The 15,689-nt window shown below is 53.9% G+C and carries 13 protein-coding genes and 2 pseudogenes; 5 read left to right on the plus strand and 10 right to left on the minus strand.

The window, feature by feature from the left end; all coding sequences use genetic code 11:
* Positions 1–11 precede the first annotated feature (11 nt).
* Together ASF04_RS08590 and ASF04_RS26660 are read left to right on the plus strand one after the other, a co-directional pair.
* Positions 12–1,553, plus strand: coding sequence for an IS66 family transposase (locus ASF04_RS08590; RefSeq protein ID WP_056140007.1), 1,542 nt, complete (start codon positions 12–14; stop codon positions 1,551–1,553).
* Positions 1,554–1,637: 84 nt separating this feature from the next.
* A pseudogene (locus ASF04_RS26660) lies at positions 1,638–1,886 on the plus strand (tyrosine-type recombinase/integrase); the annotation flags it as partial.
* A 135-nt stretch (positions 1,887–2,021) separates the two neighbouring features.
* On the opposite strand, the gene ASF04_RS08595 reads toward ASF04_RS26660, so the two are convergent.
* The 3 genes and pseudogenes from ASF04_RS08595 to ASF04_RS08600 all read right to left on the minus strand — a co-directional run bounded on the left by ASF04_RS08595 (position 2,022) and on the right by ASF04_RS08600 (position 5,821).
* Positions 2,022–4,049: an ATP-binding protein gene (locus ASF04_RS08595; RefSeq protein WP_229204971.1), complete on the minus strand. Its 2,028-nt coding sequence runs from the start codon at positions 4,047–4,049 to the stop codon at positions 2,022–2,024.
* A 425-nt stretch (positions 4,050–4,474) separates the two neighbouring features.
* Positions 4,475–4,606 (minus strand): annotated as a pseudogene (locus ASF04_RS28575) (anti-sigma regulatory factor); the annotation flags it as partial.
* A 222-nt stretch (positions 4,607–4,828) separates the two neighbouring features.
* On the minus strand, positions 4,829–5,821 hold the full coding sequence (locus ASF04_RS08600; RefSeq protein ID WP_371851723.1) for an aromatic alcohol reductase: 993 nt from the start codon (positions 5,819–5,821) through the stop codon (positions 4,829–4,831).
* 144 nt (positions 5,822–5,965) lie between these two features.
* Here ASF04_RS08600 and ASF04_RS08605 point away from each other — a divergent pair, with 144 nt between their 5' ends.
* Positions 5,966–6,862 (plus strand): LysR family transcriptional regulator, encoded by an 897-nt coding sequence (locus ASF04_RS08605; RefSeq protein ID WP_056140013.1) that lies wholly within the window; start codon positions 5,966–5,968, stop codon positions 6,860–6,862.
* A gap of 849 nt (positions 6,863–7,711) precedes the next feature.
* Here ASF04_RS08605 and ASF04_RS08610 read toward each other — a convergent pair.
* Together ASF04_RS08610 and ASF04_RS08615 are read right to left on the minus strand one after the other, a co-directional pair.
* Complete coding sequence (locus ASF04_RS08610) at positions 7,712–8,395, minus strand: YkgJ family cysteine cluster protein (protein ID WP_056140014.1); 684 nt, start codon at positions 8,393–8,395, stop codon at positions 7,712–7,714.
* Positions 8,396–8,438: 43 nt separating this feature from the next.
* Entirely contained in the window at positions 8,439–8,876 is a 438-nt protein-coding gene (locus ASF04_RS08615) for a hypothetical protein (protein WP_156368576.1), read from the minus strand.
* 336 nt (positions 8,877–9,212) lie between these two features.
* Between ASF04_RS08615 and ASF04_RS26670 the strand changes: the two genes are divergently transcribed.
* Positions 9,213–9,557: a DUF2946 domain-containing protein gene (locus tag ASF04_RS26670; protein ID WP_229204972.1), complete on the plus strand. Its 345-nt coding sequence runs from the start codon at positions 9,213–9,215 to the stop codon at positions 9,555–9,557.
* A 322-nt stretch (positions 9,558–9,879) separates the two neighbouring features.
* Positions 9,880–10,773, plus strand: coding sequence for a PepSY domain-containing protein (locus ASF04_RS08620; RefSeq protein ID WP_082488640.1), 894 nt, complete (start codon positions 9,880–9,882; stop codon positions 10,771–10,773).
* A gap of 239 nt (positions 10,774–11,012) precedes the next feature.
* Here the strand turns inward: ASF04_RS08620 and ASF04_RS08625 are convergent, their stop codons facing one another.
* From ASF04_RS08625 to ASF04_RS08645, 5 genes are all read right to left on the minus strand, one after another.
* Positions 11,013–11,498: an arsinothricin resistance N-acetyltransferase ArsN1 family B gene (locus tag ASF04_RS08625; RefSeq protein WP_056140020.1), complete on the minus strand. Its 486-nt coding sequence runs from the start codon at positions 11,496–11,498 to the stop codon at positions 11,013–11,015.
* Positions 11,499–11,648: 150 nt separating this feature from the next.
* On the minus strand, positions 11,649–11,906 hold the full coding sequence (locus tag ASF04_RS08630) for a hypothetical protein (RefSeq protein WP_156368577.1): 258 nt from the start codon (positions 11,904–11,906) through the stop codon (positions 11,649–11,651).
* Positions 11,907–11,988: 82 nt separating this feature from the next.
* Positions 11,989–12,429: a hypothetical protein gene (locus ASF04_RS27410; protein ID WP_156368578.1), complete on the minus strand. Its 441-nt coding sequence runs from the start codon at positions 12,427–12,429 to the stop codon at positions 11,989–11,991.
* Between the two features lie 711 nt (positions 12,430–13,140).
* Positions 13,141–13,782, minus strand: coding sequence for a hypothetical protein (locus tag ASF04_RS08640; RefSeq protein ID WP_156368580.1), 642 nt, complete (start codon positions 13,780–13,782; stop codon positions 13,141–13,143).
* A 182-nt stretch (positions 13,783–13,964) separates the two neighbouring features.
* Complete coding sequence (locus tag ASF04_RS08645; RefSeq protein ID WP_056140033.1) at positions 13,965–15,293, minus strand: hypothetical protein; 1,329 nt, start codon at positions 15,291–15,293, stop codon at positions 13,965–13,967.
* Between the last annotated feature and the right edge of the window lie 396 nt (positions 15,294–15,689).

Here is a 15,689-nt window from a genome sequence, read left to right on the forward strand (position 1 = left end):
AAACTTGGCGCATGCTCAGCCCAGCCGACCTCCCCAACGACATCGCCGCCTTGAAAGCGCTGCTGCTTGCCCAGGACGAGGTGGTGGAAGGGCTGCGTGAACAACTGAACACGCGCGCTGTCGAGATCGAGCACCTCAAGCTGCAGATCGCCAAATTGCGGCGCATGCAGTTCGGCCGCAAGTCGGAAAAGCTGGATCATCAGATCGAGCAGCTGGAGTTGCAGCTGGAAGACTTGCAGGCCGACGAGGCCGAGGCGGCGCGCGAGATGCCGGCGGCCGACCAGGCGCCGCGCAAGAAGTCAGTGCGGCGTCCATTGCCCGATCATTTGCCGCGTGACGAGAAGGTCTACGCGCCGACGGCCGATGCCTGCCCAGCCTGTGGTGGTGGCCTGCGGCCGCTGGGCGAGGACGTCGCCGAGCAACTGGAATTCGTGCCGGCGAGCTTCCGTGTGATCCGTCATGTACGCCCCAAGCTGGCATGCGCCTGCTGCGACGCCATCGTCCAGGAGCCGGCGCCAAGCCGTCCGATCGAGCGCGGTATCGCCGGCCCCGGCCTGCTGGCGCACATCCTGGTAGCCAAGTTCGCCGATCATCTGCCGCTGTACCGCCAGTCCGTTATTTACGCCCGCGAAGGCGTCGACCTCGATCGCGCGCTGCTGGCGAGCTGGGTCGGCGCCGCCAGCGCTTTGCTGCGCCCGCTGGTCGACGCCGTTCGGCGCCATGTGCTGGCAGCATCGAAGCTGCACGCCGACGACACGCCGATCCCGGTGCTGGCGCCCGGCAATGGCAAAACCAAGACGGCGCGCTTGTGGACCTATGTGCGCGACGACCGGCCAGCCGGCGACTCGACGCCGCCAGCCGTTTGGTTTGCCTACACGCCCGATCGCAAGGGTATCCATCCGCAGACTCACTTGGCCAAGTTCGAGGGCGTGCTGCAAGCAGATGCCTACGCCGGTTTCAACGCCTTGTTCGACGACGGCACGATCCGCGAAGCGGCCTGCTGGGCGCACGCGCGACGCAAATTCCACGACCTGCACGCTGCGCGCGCAACGCCGCTGACCACCGAGGCGCTGCGCCGAATCGCCGAGCTCTATGTGATCGAGAGCGAGATCCGGGGCAAACCACCTGACGAACGAAGGCAGGTTCGACAAACCCGCTCGCGCCCGCTGCTCGACGACCTGGAGCGCTGGCTGCGCAGCACGCTCGATACTTTATCGCGCAAGTCCGACACGGCGGCAGCAATCCTGTACGCGCTCAAGCTGTGGCCCGCGCTGCTGCGCTATTGCGACGACGGCGCCATCGAGATCGATAACTCTGCGGCCGAACGCGCCTTGCGTGGCATGGCCATCGGCCGCCGCAATTACCTGTTCGCCGGCGCCGACAGCGGCGGCGAGCGCGCTGCCGCGATCTACTCGCTGATCGGCACCGCCAAGCTGAACGGTGTCGATCCCGAAGCCTGGTTGCGTCACGTGCTGGCGCATATCGCCGACCATCCCGTCAACCGGGTTGATGATTTCTTGCCTTGGAACTGCAATCTGCCAGCGGCCCGCTGAGAACACGCCGCTTCCCAGCGGTGTGACGCCATCATCGATCAAAAAGCCCCTGCACTCAAGACGGCGCTGAGCGGACGCTTACAATCGCCGCACCTTTCGACTCGGCAATACGCACGTATTGTCCACCAATGGTTCGACGAAATAGGGTTAGACCCGACGGCATACAGCACGCACACGATGCGGAGGACTAAGCCAACACTCATCTACCGGCGCACAAAAAATTTGCGAGCGGTGCAGCTGTTGCTGGGCCATACGCGCTTAGAGAGCACCGTACGATATCTGGGTATCGAAGTCGATGACGCACTCGAAATGGCCGAGCAAACGGATGCTTAAGACAAGCAAGGGCGACGCCAGTAGTCGCCCCAAAGCGGCCATTCGACATGCCTAATGTTCAGACCTCGCCTCGCAGCGATGTGTATCACGCTGGAAGCAAGTGTAAGTTCGTGGCGTTCATAGAAGATAAAGCGCTCAAGGTCGCCCACGTCCCGCGACGTTTTTTTGCGCTAAGTTAGCAAGTAGCAAGGCCAACTGCGTCATATCGACTGGCTTGACAAGATGATGATCAAATCCGGCAGCAGAGGTGCTTCGCTTATCCTGCTCCTGTCCATAGCCGGTCACTGCAATCAAAAGCGAAGATGCTGATTCGGGCTGCGCACGCAACCGCCTTGCAAGTTCGTTGCCATCAATATACGGCAAGCCAATATCCAGCAGAAAAGCCTCCAGGCGGTTTCCGCGAGCCAACTCAAGCGCGCGTCGAGAGTCATGCTCGACAATCACTTGGTGCCCTTCCGCTTCAAGGAACATGGCGAGCATGGTGGCGGCATCAACATTGTCGTCTACTACCATGATTCGCAGGCCGCTATGCCGGATGCTGTCCGACCGATCTGGCTGTATTTCTATTTCCGTGGTTGAAACGGAAATTCGTGGCAGCGAAACCGTGAATCTACTACCTTGGCCCAAGCCGGCACTCTCCGCTTTCACCGAACCACCGTGTTTTTCGACTAAGCTTTTCGCCAGTGATAGTCCGATTCCCAAGCCACCCTGCGAGCGATCTGTTGTTCTTTGCGCCTGGCTGAACATGTCAAACACTTTGCTCAAATAATCAGACGCCATGCCAATGCCATTATCTTCTACAGTAATCATAACAGTGTCGCTACGCACTGCTAGTTTTAGATCGATTGCGCCACCTTCAGGAGTGTACTTCGTAGCATTGTTCAGCAAGTTTGCGACTACCTGCACGAGGCGCTTGCTATCGCCCCGAATATAGGACGACTCAGGGCATATGTGAACGGCGATGTGATGGCGACGTACTTCGATCAGTGGGCGGACTTGTTCAACAGCCTCCGACACGATACGTTTTGCATCAAGGTCAATGGTATCCAGCGTCACGAGGCCACGCGTTACACGAGAGACGTCAAGCAGGTCATCAATCAGGCTGGTCATATGCCTGCCCTGACGCGAAATAATCTCGCTCGTTTGCTTGACACGCGCTTCGTCGAACTGGGCAAGCCGAAGCACTTCCGCAGCAGCCATGATGGGAGCCAAAGGATTGCGTAGTTCGTGCGCCAACATCGCCAGGAACTCATCCTTGCGGCGGTCATTCTCAAGCAAAGCTTCCTCCATCTGCTTTTGCTCTGTTATTTCAACGGCTACTCCTGCAAAACGCTGCTGACCGGATCTCGCGTCAGAAAACATTTTCCCTTTCGCGGTAACCCAGACCACCTTTCCTGACCGTTGTTTGATCCGGTAATCGATATCGTAGCGTTCTCCATTCTTGATGGCTTCTGCGACAGCTGCTTCCACCAACGAGCGATCTTCAGGGTGAATCCGGTCGGTAAAAACGTCGATGTCAGTACCCTTTTGTGCGACCTGGAGATCGACCTCGAAAAGCGTAGCAAAGCGCTCGTCCATAGAGGTCACATTTGTTTCGGGATCAACAACCCATGTACCAATATTTCCTGAAGCCTCCAAAGCTAGGCGGTAGCGCTCATCGCTTTCCTGAATCCGTGATAGCGCAGCTACCTTTTCGGTCGTCTCTACGAGAGTTCCCAAGATGCCGCCAACGAGGCCGTCTTTGTCGTGTACGGGACTAAAACAGAATGTAAAGTAGGTGCGCTCGGCGTAGCCATGACGCTGAAGTACGAATGGCCTGTCTTCGAAATGTTGGGTTGTACCTGCGAAAGCCTCCTGAGCGAGTGATTGCACAACGTGTGAAATCTCAGGCCATAGCTCTGTCAGAGGAAGACCTTGTCCCAGCGAAGCTTTGTCCCCTAAGACTCTCGCATATTCGTCATTATAGAAAGTATAGAACTGAGGTCCCCAAGCGACGAACGATGCGAAGCCAGAGCACAACGCTGTACTTAAATTTGCGCGAAGTACGAATGGCCACTCATTAACACTGCCCAATGGATGAGCGGACCAGTCCTGATTAGAGATGCATTTTCCACTTGTGCCAGCGAGCGGAAATGCTTGTTCTATAGGCAAGTTATTATTCACGGAAAGTACTGTTACTGTTGAGTTGAGCGGTGGAAGGGGTTTAACTGAATGAACCATAACATATTGGCGTTATGAAGCCGCCGCTGCTGTTCCGTCAAACGATCTATTTGACCAGAACAGTCTTTCTGCGCGAAAAGCTTTGCTTGTGTATACAACGGTGGCTAAACTATCATGGCTACTCTCAGCCCACTGTCGCCGGTCGCGATAAGCCGAGCCCGGTCCAGAGCGCGACTGTCCGGTATGGCCGAACCCAGCCGCTGGACCAAGCGCAGTAAGTTTCCAAGTTGAAAATCTCATGGCCAGCACCACAGGCTAGGAGCGACCCAAAGCTGCCGGTTAGATTATTGGGGATTGGAGGCCGCAGTTACAGGCGCCCACTTTGCTTTCAGAAGATATGCGAACGAGCTATTGGCATCAAACAGAAGTTATTTAAGTTTCCATTTGACCACAGATATCGCCGTTCCTTCCTCAACCCTTGTGTCGATCTCAAATTCATCGACGAGGCGTCTTTAGCCTGATAGTCCGAGGCCGAGTCCACCGCCGGTTGTATAGCCATCCGGCGCACAAACAATTTGCGTGCGGTCCACAACTGTTGCTGAGTCATAGGCGCCTCGAGAGCACGGTACGATATCTGGCTATCGAAGTCGATGCGCTCTCGACATGGCAGAGCAGACAGACGCTTAAGGACAAGGGCGGCGCCAGCCGCCCCAAAGCAGACAGACAGTTATCAGAACGCTGACAACAGTCGTCGATGCCTTCACCTTGCCCATTGACGACGATTACTTGCTGCCGCCGGAAATCAGGTTCGTATTGATCCACGAAGCCACGTCGGTAACCGCGAAGCCGCGTTGGCTATTGAACGTGCCGCGCTTGTCCCAAGCGACACCCCGTCCTTGAGCGAAGGCTGCACGATACTTGCGCATCATATTGTTCGGATCGCGCGCCAGTTCGTCTAGCAAATACTCCTCGCTCCAAACCGATCGGCCGAAGGTGTGGCCTAGGGAGGATTCCAGTTTGTCCGCAACCTCGCCATAAGTCACGGTGTCGCCGGCCAGGAAGACAATCTCGTTCCGGATTCGAGGTAAAGCGAACAGCACCTCGGCAGTCAGCGCTCCGATATCATCGGGAGTTGTCAGCGTCACAGCGGTGTCTAGGCTGCCCAGTGCATGGACTAAATTGCTTTGCAGGTCTACAACGCCGAATTCCGGCTCGAACAGATAACTCATAAACATGCCGGTTGAGATAATGACCCACTCGGTCACGTGCTGGCTACGCAAAAGCTCACGCACGTCCAACTGTGCGTCGAAAATGTCCTGCGGACTGCCCCGTCCGATCACATCAAAATCGACGCCGAACTGCCATGGAAAATACCTTGGAATTCGCGCCTGCAAGGCAGCGCGCGCCAACTTCATTGGTGTGTCGACGCCAGCCGCGTAGCCCGCGCAACCGACGACGGTGTCATACCGCGCGAATACCACGGCGAGCTCATCGATGGAGCTCTTCACCAGATCACCTATGACGATCTCAATCCCAAGATCCCGAATCTCCGCGATATCACGCTGCTTGTCCTCAGAGTTTGACTCAACAGCACTTGCACGCAGCAGGACGCTGATTTTCACCCCACTAATCGACTTCGCGCGGTTCGCGAGACTGCGCAGCACCGGCAGGCCGAGTTCACCGGCGCCGAGCACCAGAATGTTTTGGGACATGGCGTCAGGATCTGCTGGGTTCAGCATAAGTGGTAGAAGCTGTTGGCGGACTTGATCGGACATTATTGATTCTCCTGTGAATTTGCTAGCTGCACTTTAGCGATTGCCGCGATGCAGAAAAAGTGGCACTGGAGGTTTTCAACATTCGAAAAATCCGAATAATCATGAGTTATAGTTCCTTTTTCACTAATCGCATGAGGGCAACACATGGACCGCGTACAAGCAATGCAGGTATTTCTTCGCGTGGTCGAAAGCGGAAGTTTTATTCGTGCAGCAGGGACGCTAGGCTTACCGGCGTCATCAGTGACCGGCATCATCAAACGGCTGGAAAAACATTTGCGGGCACGTCTGCTCAACCGCTCCACCAGAAACCTCAGCTTGACACCAGAGGGCGAGCGATACTTTCACCGCTGCCGCGAGATACTTGATCTGATTGACGACACGGAATCCAGCCTGCACGGCTCCGCTGAGCACCCGCAAGGGAGAGTGCGAGTAGATATGCCTGGCGGAATCGCTCATGCCGTTATCCTTTCCCAGTTGGCGCAATTCCAGGCGCGGTATCCCGATATCTATCTAATGATCAGCATAAATGATCGTCAGGTGGATTTGATACAGGATGGCGTCGATTGCGTGATCCGTACAGGTAGCCTCCACGACTCGACGCTGGTCGCGCGCCGCCTAGGCGAGTTGCGCTGGATCACATGCGCGACACCATCCTATCTGAATCAACAGGGCATTCCCGAAAGTCTGGAGGATTTGCAATGCCATCGCGCGGTTCACTACTTTTCCAGCACGACTCGGCGGACGGGCGAGCTCCATTTCGTGGAGGCCGGAGACAGGGTTGCTGTGCCGGTTGCCGGCACGGTTGCAGTTAACGAGACTGGGCTGTATATCAAACTCGGCCTAGCCGGAGGCGGCCTGATGCAATTGGCTGAGATTTTGGTGGCCGACCATTTGCGCAGCGGAGACTTAGTCGAGGTACTGGCCAACATGCGACCTGAACCCGTGCCGGTGTCGCTGATATACCCTCACCACCGCTTTCTCTCGCCGGCCATGCAAGCGTTCGTCGATTGGACCACCGAGCTTTTCAGCAATGTCAGCTAGTGGCCGTTCTCGGCCGGTCGCGCTAGCATAGCATGTTGCCGTTACGAAAACATCATGATCAACCCCGAGACGCCGTTGTCGCCCAAGAGCGGCACTTCAGCTTTGAGCTGAACAAGGAAGTTGTTTCGACGGTCAAATGCAAATAAATTATCGCCGGGACTTCGACATTAAGGCGCCGATAACAACTCCAATTGCGATCCCCGGACCAATGCCTAGAGCAAGGTTGCCGATCGCGACGCCAATTCCACATCCAATCGCGACTCCAAAACAAATTCCAACGCCTATGAATTTGCCATCTTTTTTGTCGGGTGAATCGCTCATAGAATCCTTTTATGAAGGGGCCGAAAGGCCGCTACTGGCCGATTGTCGCCTATTGCATTACCTTCGCTTACGCCTTCTTTGAACCGCGTCAAACGCTGCATAAAGAGACGGCGAAAAATTTCCCGTTAGCGTTCCCGAGTCTACAATCATTCGAGAAATTATATCGAGTTCACGTTCGACCGATTCCGTTCCACTGACGGAGCTAGCTCGTTGTACTCTGCTAACCAAGTTTTCCAACCAGGCGTCATCAACCACTTCTGGGTATTCGCTTTGTCGAAATTGATGAATCTCTCCCGCTGCTTTTACCAACATCGAACTGTACGGATTCATTTTCATTTCCTAGCGAGTGTCCGAGACGACCGGCGGCTTGTGGCCGAAAGCGGAAATTCCTGGAGAGCATGTACGCCTCCGCCTTTTGTGTCAAACATTATTGTTCTGTGTCGAACTTTATTGTTTTGTGTCAGACTTTATTGTTCGTCAACACCTGTATTTGCATCTTTACGCCAGGTGTAAAGACGGAATTTTCCTTCAATTTATCTGATCTGGAAGCATCGGGAAAATATGCTCACCTTTATACCAGCGGTCCTCAGCGTCTTTATCCGACAGGGCGACAAGCAATGCTTGCGCAAACTCGTGGCTGTAATTTGGCAGTTTCGCTTTGCCATACCCCTCATTGGCGCCAACCGTTATTGATGCGATTTTGGCAAACAATCTGCTATCCTCAAGTGCATCCATCGAAGCGGATTTGCAAGATTCGACGTCCAATGAATAGAGCTTTCGGCACATGCTGGGGCGAACTTCGTATATCGAACAGCGACCATCCTTCAACATCACGCACGACCTTCTATAGTTTCCCATGCTTAGTCCACGGGCGTAGTGCGCCTGATCTTCGATCTTCGATACCAGCGATGCAAGATCGTCCTTAGGGAGTTTTTTCAGCTCTCTCGCTATCAAAAAGACCTCGGGTGGCAAAATCTCGACACGAAGCGAGCAACAGTGATCGCATCCAGGCCGGCAATCAAACTTGATTCCACGCTCAGCGATCGCCTGCTTCGCCTGGGTGTCAATTTGGTTATGCAGCGTCCGGATAAGCGTGATAGCAAATGTCTTATTGCGATTCGAGCGAAGTTGACGCTGGTATTTCTGCGACTGTGCCTGAGTGACGGTATCCATATCGCTGCGCTCATCTTCAGTCAAATCAAGATCAAACATACGTTTCCTTATAAACCGTTTATACGGTATTTTCCTTGGGCATTTAGGCGCAGAACAACGGGCCGGCATCTGGCCGTGCAATGTCCACCAGTGCCACGTTGGGCTTGCCGGCCACGCGGATCAACGCTTGCCCACGTGGAAGTGCCAGAAGCTCATCCATCGTCGCACGCTTCCCCAGCATTTCGGAAAGTTGATGTGCGCCTGATACATCATTCTGACGCAGTACGATCAGATGGACGGCCTGTGTGAACGAAGCTTCCGATGCCAACCTGTGCTCCGTCACAGCCTCTTTCACGCCGGACGATTTGAGCATTTGCGCCAACACAGATTTGCCGGAGCGCGCCTGGCCGATGATGACAATCTCGGCAGGCGTCGTACGGATTGCGTTCAGAAAATCCGCCAGCCAACCTACCTCTTGTTGTGCGGCAGGGGCGAACTTGATAAACGGCTGTCCCGCTACCTCGCGGTAGCCGGCGGTCAAGATATACGGCTCGCCCATCGGTGTGCACAATCAATAAAGTTTGACACAACCATGTCAACAAAATCAACGACTTAAGAATTTTCAGTTTTACCTACACAGAAATAAAGTTTGACACAAACTGAGTGGTCTTGAAGGGGCTCGCCGTTCTTGCAAAAATAAAGTTTGACACAACTCAGGCATCCGTCGCAAGCAGCACCCTGTCACCTTATTCCTTAACCGACACTAGTGGACAAATTGCCCCACAGTCTGGCTTGACGGTGATCAGGTAAAACTTTCCACTATAATGTCATGATGATCAGAAGGTTAAAGCGACAAACACTGCATACTTGGATTGCCATGCTGGCGATCCTGTTCAGTGCGCTCGCCCCGACCATTTCTCATGCGCTGGCCGCTGGCAGCGGATCGGTCGTGACCTTAGAAATCTGTACCGTCAATGGCTACAAGGTAGTCAAAGTCCCGGACTCTGATAGCGACAAAACGCCGACGACGACCAAACATGGAATGAAACACTGTGCCTTTTGCGGTACCCACGGCGGCACCTTTGCACTAACAAGTTCCTCGTCACTTATCTTTGCCATCGCCTCCGGTCGCGATATTTATCCTCCGCTGTTCTACACCGCACCACACTCCCTGCATGCTTGGTCGACGGCCAATCCCCGCGCACCTCCCTTCCTCGCCTGACCAGACCTTCAGCCGCACGTCCGTGCGCTGACGAGGTCACATATTCAGTTCCAGTTTGAGCCCGGCTTGCCGGCGCACAATGCCGCCATCTATCTGGCGGTGATCTGAACCTGTTTGGCGAGGATTGCCATGAACTACTCGGGTAGCTCCACACAGAACTCTCTCGCCTTCGTCCTGCGGACGATGCGTTGCTTCAACTCCGCCGCTTTCGTCGCATTGGCGTTTTTCTACTTCGCTTCTTTTAGCCTGCCGTCGCTGCCGTTGCACTCACTGAAGCTCATCCCCGTGGCGCAGATAATCTATTAACTATTGAGGTACACCCATGAGTACGGAAACCGTACCCAACATTGCAGCCGGATCTTCTGGCTTGTATCGCCGCATCTGGCGTTGGCATTTCTTTGCCGGCGTCATTTGCCTGCCTTTTATTTTTTCGCTGGCTGCTACGGGTGCCATGTACCTGTTTCACAAGCAGATCGACGACATTGTCTATTCGTCCGAAATGCTCAGGCCAGCGGCGGCGACCGAGGTCCAAGATCTCCCGCCGACTAGGATCATTGCGCAAGCCCTGCTGGCCTATCCTGGACAGCCTAAGGCATACACCGCGCCACAAGACCGTCGGCACAATGTGCAGGTCGAGGTGACACGCGCTGACGGCGCCACGCTGCAGGTGTTTGTCGATCCCGGCACGGGGCGCGCCGCAGGTGCAATCGATGAAAGCGACCGCATCATGACCATCGTGAAGCGCGCTCATTCTTTGGCGATCGTCGGTGACGCTGGAAATGTGGTCATTGAGATCGTGGCTGGCTGGATCATTGTGTTGATGGTCACCGGCGTCTACCTGTGGTGGCCAAGAGGACGAAGTGTCGGTGTGGTGTCGATCCGTCCCAAGGCTGTTGGAAGGATCTGGTGGCGGGACCTGCACGCGGTTACCGGTGTTTTCGCAGGCGTCGTGATCTTGTTCCTGGCGCTGACAGGAATGCCGTGGTCGATATTCTGGGGCAAGAACGTCAACGCCTGGTTAAACGCACACGATCTTGGCGTGCCGAATGGGGTCTGGAGCGGAATTCCTAAGTCGGCGTTGCCTGCGGCCGCACTGGGCGAGCTGCCGTGGTCGCAGCAAGCACAGCCACTTCCGGCCTCTGCCGAGCCGCATGCTGGTCATCACGGAAGTACCGCGGCCGCAGCTGGAAAATACAGCTGTGACTTTCTGAAATAGATGCGACGAAAAGGTAATGCGGCACCGGGCTGCGCCCACCAGATTTGCTAATAGGTGCGACGAATTTTCGCTGAATAGCTGCGACTGACCCGTACGGATATCGAAATAGCTGCGACACACTGCGTCCCTGATCCGACAACTTCCGCAACCCCACTAGCGGGGCCGCGACCGGCTGCTAACGACCCAAAGCCGACCTTCGCAATACACGGTGGATCTGAGGCACACTAGTTTTTGCGAAGCTACCGCAGCTGAAGTTCCCAGTAGCCCACATCAACCCACTGGTCGAACTTGCGTCCTACACGTTTGAAGTGGGCGACTTTCTCAAAGCCAATATTTTCGTGTAGGGCGACACTAGCATGGTTGGGTTGAGCGATGCCTCCAAGTACCACCTGAATATCTTTACTACGTAACGTTTCTACCAAAGTCAGATACAGCTGCCGGCCAATGCCTTGGCGCGCATAGTCTGGCGCAACGTAGACCGTAGTCTCTACCGAAAAACGATAAGCGCTCCGGACGCGCCATGGGGTGGCATATGCGTAGCCAATGACTTTGTCCTCACGCTCGTATACATACCAAGGCAGCAACGCGCTCACACTCTTGATTCGAGAGGCCATCTCCTCCGGGGTTACAGCATCTTCTTCAAATGTAATAGTCGTGTTAAGGACATAGTAGTTGTAGATTTCAGCTATTACGTTGGCGTCGGCAGGTATAGCAGTGCGTATCATGGAAATGGTTTAAATATAAAGGTAAGCGAAGAGATAGATGTCTCGGACTTCTCGCGGTCTGAATCACTAACTACGGACGTTTTCTCGGATCCTCACGACTGACAGGCCGCTCCTGGCCGGTAGCAGGCGGTGGAGTAGCCCAGCTTCATGTCAGGCTTCTAGGGGCTTGCCATCGATAAGTACGCGAAACCGTTCACCTGAAAACCCCGCCCGGTGGCTACCGTAAATGGCCTTCCCGATGGATTCATACGATTTTGAATCGGTGACCTCGACAGAAACTGCCATGTCCGGGCTTTCGGCGGAGATTTTCTCGAGAGCTTCCGCGACCTCAGTTGTTGAATGTAGTTTGACGCCATTCAAGTCTACGCCATCTTTATCGGAAATTCGCAAAACAATCATATTGTCCAAATTGACGTTCCAGAAAGAAGGATGCTTCATTTTTCACATTGGCGAACGGCGGCTCCTGGCCGCATGCGGCCCGACTTTGCGCCTAGATAATGTGAATCTGAGCTGGGTCTGACACAAAAATTTGTGTCTGATAGTAATACTTATCGCTACGCTTGCCGTTATTGTCGAAGAACCAAATAGTCACACGTTTAGCCGACCCGTTTACTAAGATGCGCTTACCAGTAGCAACTTTCGAAAGCTCACCACCAAATATAGCTTCGACCTTTATCCGTGCCGCTGGAGAGATCGCAATCGAAATATTCCTTTGATCACGATAATCAGATTCAGAATTAAGATATGTGATCCCCTGCTGGTTTCCGACCGCCTGCACTTGCATGGTCACCGTTGCGACTACCGATTGAGGTGCAGCTTCCGCTGCCATTGAAATTACTTGCTGTGGGCGGTTTGCAGTCTCCGGAAATGGAGCTTGGCTAGCACATCCGGTAAGCAGCAGACTTACGAGTAGAAAATTTCTGATTACCATCCCATGCTCCATGATTGAATTATCTAGCCAGCGGCGGCTACTGGCCGATTGCAGTCCAGCCAGAGCGGACCCCTAGCCTAAAACTGGTGGCCGCCTCTTAGTGCACGGTCCCGTAATTCGAGCTTCCACTCATTGTTCAACTGCTCCAGGCAGTCCTTGAGCGGCCAACCAGGTGCCGTCTCGATCAGATGCATAAACGACCAGGTAAGTCCAAAGCAGAGATCAGGGCCGAGTAATTCGATCAATACTCGGGCCTCATTGTCCGTTATCGGCCTTACGATGGCTCGGTAAAGCTCTTCGATCCTTTTTAACTGAGCCACTTCGGCCTCGCTTTCCGACGGCAGCGAGCCCATTTTTTCAAGTTCATCAACTTCAGTTCGTATGCTAGATTTGGTCATCTGATCCGCANACTGAGCCACTTCGGCCTCGCTTTCCGACGGCAGCGAGCCCATTTTTTCAAGTTCATCAACTTCAGTTCGTATGCTAGATTTGGTCATCTGATCCGCAAGGCAGTTAGGATTGATAGGTCGGTAGATGCGGCTCCGCACTGTCTGCTTTTGGCCGTTCTCCGCCAGTCGCGTCAGCATATCATGTTGCCAGTGCGAAAACATCACGTCTGGCTCCGACGCGCCGTTCTCGCCCCAAAGGGGACGGTCGCGCTTCGCAGTAGTGATGTTCGATGCAATGCGGACAAGTTGTAGCTACATCCGACTATAGCGGCGTAATCTCTATCAAGCTTGTCCTTGTTCGGTCAGATGCCCCAAGCTCATCCTGAAAAAGAAACACATAGAACGTCTTAGTTCTGGAGTCGTAAATAAGTTGTGAATGCAGTCGGCAGTTTTTTGGTTGAGTCACCGGCTTCATATCTAAGGTGATAAGCATTGCAATTGAGTGTTCCTTTTTTTCTTTTTCTCCCAACTCGATTGATTTGCCAAGTGTACGGTCAATAAAAGCAGTAAACGAAGACATGTCCAGCCTTCCATGCCCGTCAACGGATACTCCATTTACGGTTGTGCCGCCGAATTGAGAATCGAACAGCCGAAAAATATTTAGTGCAGCCTCCCTGGCACCAGAAAAATCGGTTCCCTCGTATTTGAACACTTGTATGAACTTGACCTTGTCGCCGTCAAATACAAACGACACGTTCTCCTTTTTTCCGTCAAGCGTTGCATCAAACGTTTCAAGACCGCCCGTAGCCTTCACTGGGACATATGGCCCATACTCCGATTGCGCAATTATCTGCGCTCGAGTCATACCGAGGTTCCAAGGTCCCAATTTGTATTCACTCACTGTTTGTGCGTGACACAAGCTTGATGCTATTAGTAAAAACGCGAAAGAGATGAGTTTTTGCATACTGGTCAACATATAAAAGATTATTTAGAAACGAAGCTAGCAAAAATTTTTTGAAAAAGTGCAATGTAGAATCGAACACGACGGTTACGTGAGGGGCGGCTACTGGCCGGACCCGGCCGTTCAGGCCAGCATAGCAGGTTGCAAGGTTGAAAATACAGCGGTGGCCGCGACACACCGGAATATCACCATGTCGACCGTTCGTTGCGCCCGTTAGCGAATTCTCGCTTGTGGTAACTGCCAACATAGCTTCCGTAAGTCCCGTCGTAATTCAATGCTGCGAGAATGAAGCGTACGACCAGTTCACGCGCAACTATCATATGATTGAATGCTCCTAGTTCGCTTTCGGAGTCGCTTGGAAACGTTCCGGTATGAACGATTAAATCACGCGCCTTTTTTGCGGCGTCGATCATTTCTGTGTTGAGATCGACCATGCTGACAGACCATCGCTGAGCGAGGATATCGATTTTTTCACGCAACGTTCGGCGATTCAATTCAGGCATTTTAACTTCGAGTGCACTTAGTAGACGTGCACGATCGCTAATATCCTCGACGTTCGCCTCGGCGTAGGCCTGGGCAGCCGCGCGTACTGCCTTGCGCAGCTTACTCGCTTGGGACTCGCTTTGCATAAAAGAGTCACGCTTATCAAGATGAACCGAAATAAGATTCTCTAGGGCCGTCATCGCAGCTATCAGGCGGCCTTCCGAGTAGGGGGCGTCCATGACGAGCCAAGTTATAGCGAAATGCAGTGCCCGCAAGCGGCCCGGAGAATCGATGTGGGCCCGTAAGGCAGCAGCAAAGATTGTCTGGAGCGAATTCGGTTGAAATGGCGCCATGAACGGTACGCATTCCGACCTGCTAGAGTATACGAGTAACGTTCTTTGGTCACCCGCGACCACTTCCCGGATCGGCCCGGTAATCATCATTCCTAGTGCGAAGGAAAGGGCGTGTCGAAGATCCTCGAGCAGCATGTCGACCTTTCCCAGCCAATCAACCTGTTCAGCCGAACTGTCAATGTTAGACAATCGAATTTCACCAGAGATTTGGCCCGGGCGAGGGTTCGCCGTGATCTGGCTTACTGTCACAAGCCCGATGTGTGTCTCACTGGCAAGCGGCCGCCTGACGATGAGACCGCGCAAGAGAAGACGGATTCCATCCTGATCCTCTTGACTCTTGGGAAGAGTGAAGCGCGCTACCGTGCAATCCGCAGCTGGTCGCATGGTGCCGGCTTCTCCTGCCCAAGAAAGGTTTAACGTTGTAAAAAACAAGTCGTCCGTATGGAGTACCGCTCCGTCACTGGCTGAGCCATGTAACACAAACTTTCCGAACTCGCTTTCCTCGCCCTCCCAATGTTCAGTGATAAATCTCGACTCACGAGTGCGTGCAATGGGATCGAGCGTTATCTGGATCTCGCCAGTGTCGGCCACGGCTGCACCGAAGAGAACATTGACGTATTCATCGCCGCGTGTCAGCGTCCCCTCAAAGCGTCGAAACTCAACAAACCACTTCTGCATGTTTCTCTCCGATATTGACAGGCGTTGCCTTAACCTCCGTAAGCTGTACTAAACGAAGCCATTGGGCAAACGTCGTACGCAGCCAGACGTTGGGCTGGGTGATACAGGGCTGATTTCAACTTATCGACACACCGCATACGCAGAGGAAACTGTGGCTGAGCCAAGTAACGGGCATCTAATCGCAATTCTTGTGACACGCATCAGCTTGAGTGAGCTTCCGCTTTTGGCCGTTCTCGGCCGATCAGACCAGCATAGCATGTTGCCGTCGCGAAAACATCACGGTCTGCCCCGATGCGCCGTTGTCGCCCAAAAGTGAACATTGGCAAACTCAATCTGAATCGCAAGGATGCCGCCGAGCGTTACATCATTGGACACGCCATTGCAGCCACATTGCCC

This window comes from Duganella sp. Leaf61 (assembly GCF_001421905.1).
Lineage (GTDB): Bacteria > Pseudomonadota > Gammaproteobacteria > Burkholderiales > Burkholderiaceae_D > Rugamonas > Rugamonas zoogloeoides.

Coding starts and splice junctions, on each gene's coding strand:
- ASF04_RS08590 (WP_056140007.1), top strand. CDS start 12: ATGCTCAGCCCAGCCGACCTCCCCAACGACATCGCCGCCTTGAAAGCG.
- ASF04_RS08600 (WP_371851723.1), bottom strand. CDS start 5,821: ATGTCCGATCAAGTCCGCCAACAGCTTCTACCACTTATGCTGAACCCA.
- ASF04_RS08605 (WP_056140013.1), top strand. CDS start 5,966: ATGGACCGCGTACAAGCAATGCAGGTATTTCTTCGCGTGGTCGAAAGC.
- ASF04_RS08610 (WP_056140014.1), bottom strand. CDS start 8,395: ATGTTTGATCTTGATTTGACTGAAGATGAGCGCAGCGATATGGATACC.
- ASF04_RS26670 (WP_229204972.1), top strand. CDS start 9,213: ATGCTGGCGATCCTGTTCAGTGCGCTCGCCCCGACCATTTCTCATGCG.
- ASF04_RS08620 (WP_082488640.1), top strand. CDS start 9,880: ATGAGTACGGAAACCGTACCCAACATTGCAGCCGGATCTTCTGGCTTG.
- ASF04_RS08625 (WP_056140020.1), bottom strand. CDS start 11,498: ATGATACGCACTGCTATACCTGCCGACGCCAACGTAATAGCTGAAATC.
- ASF04_RS27410 (WP_156368578.1), bottom strand. CDS start 12,429: ATGGTAATCAGAAATTTTCTACTCGTAAGTCTGCTGCTTACCGGATGT.
- ASF04_RS08640 (WP_156368580.1), bottom strand. CDS start 13,782: ATGCAAAAACTCATCTCTTTCGCGTTTTTACTAATAGCATCAAGCTTG.
- ASF04_RS08645 (WP_056140033.1), bottom strand. CDS start 15,293: ATGCAGAAGTGGTTTGTTGAGTTTCGACGCTTTGAGGGGACGCTGACA.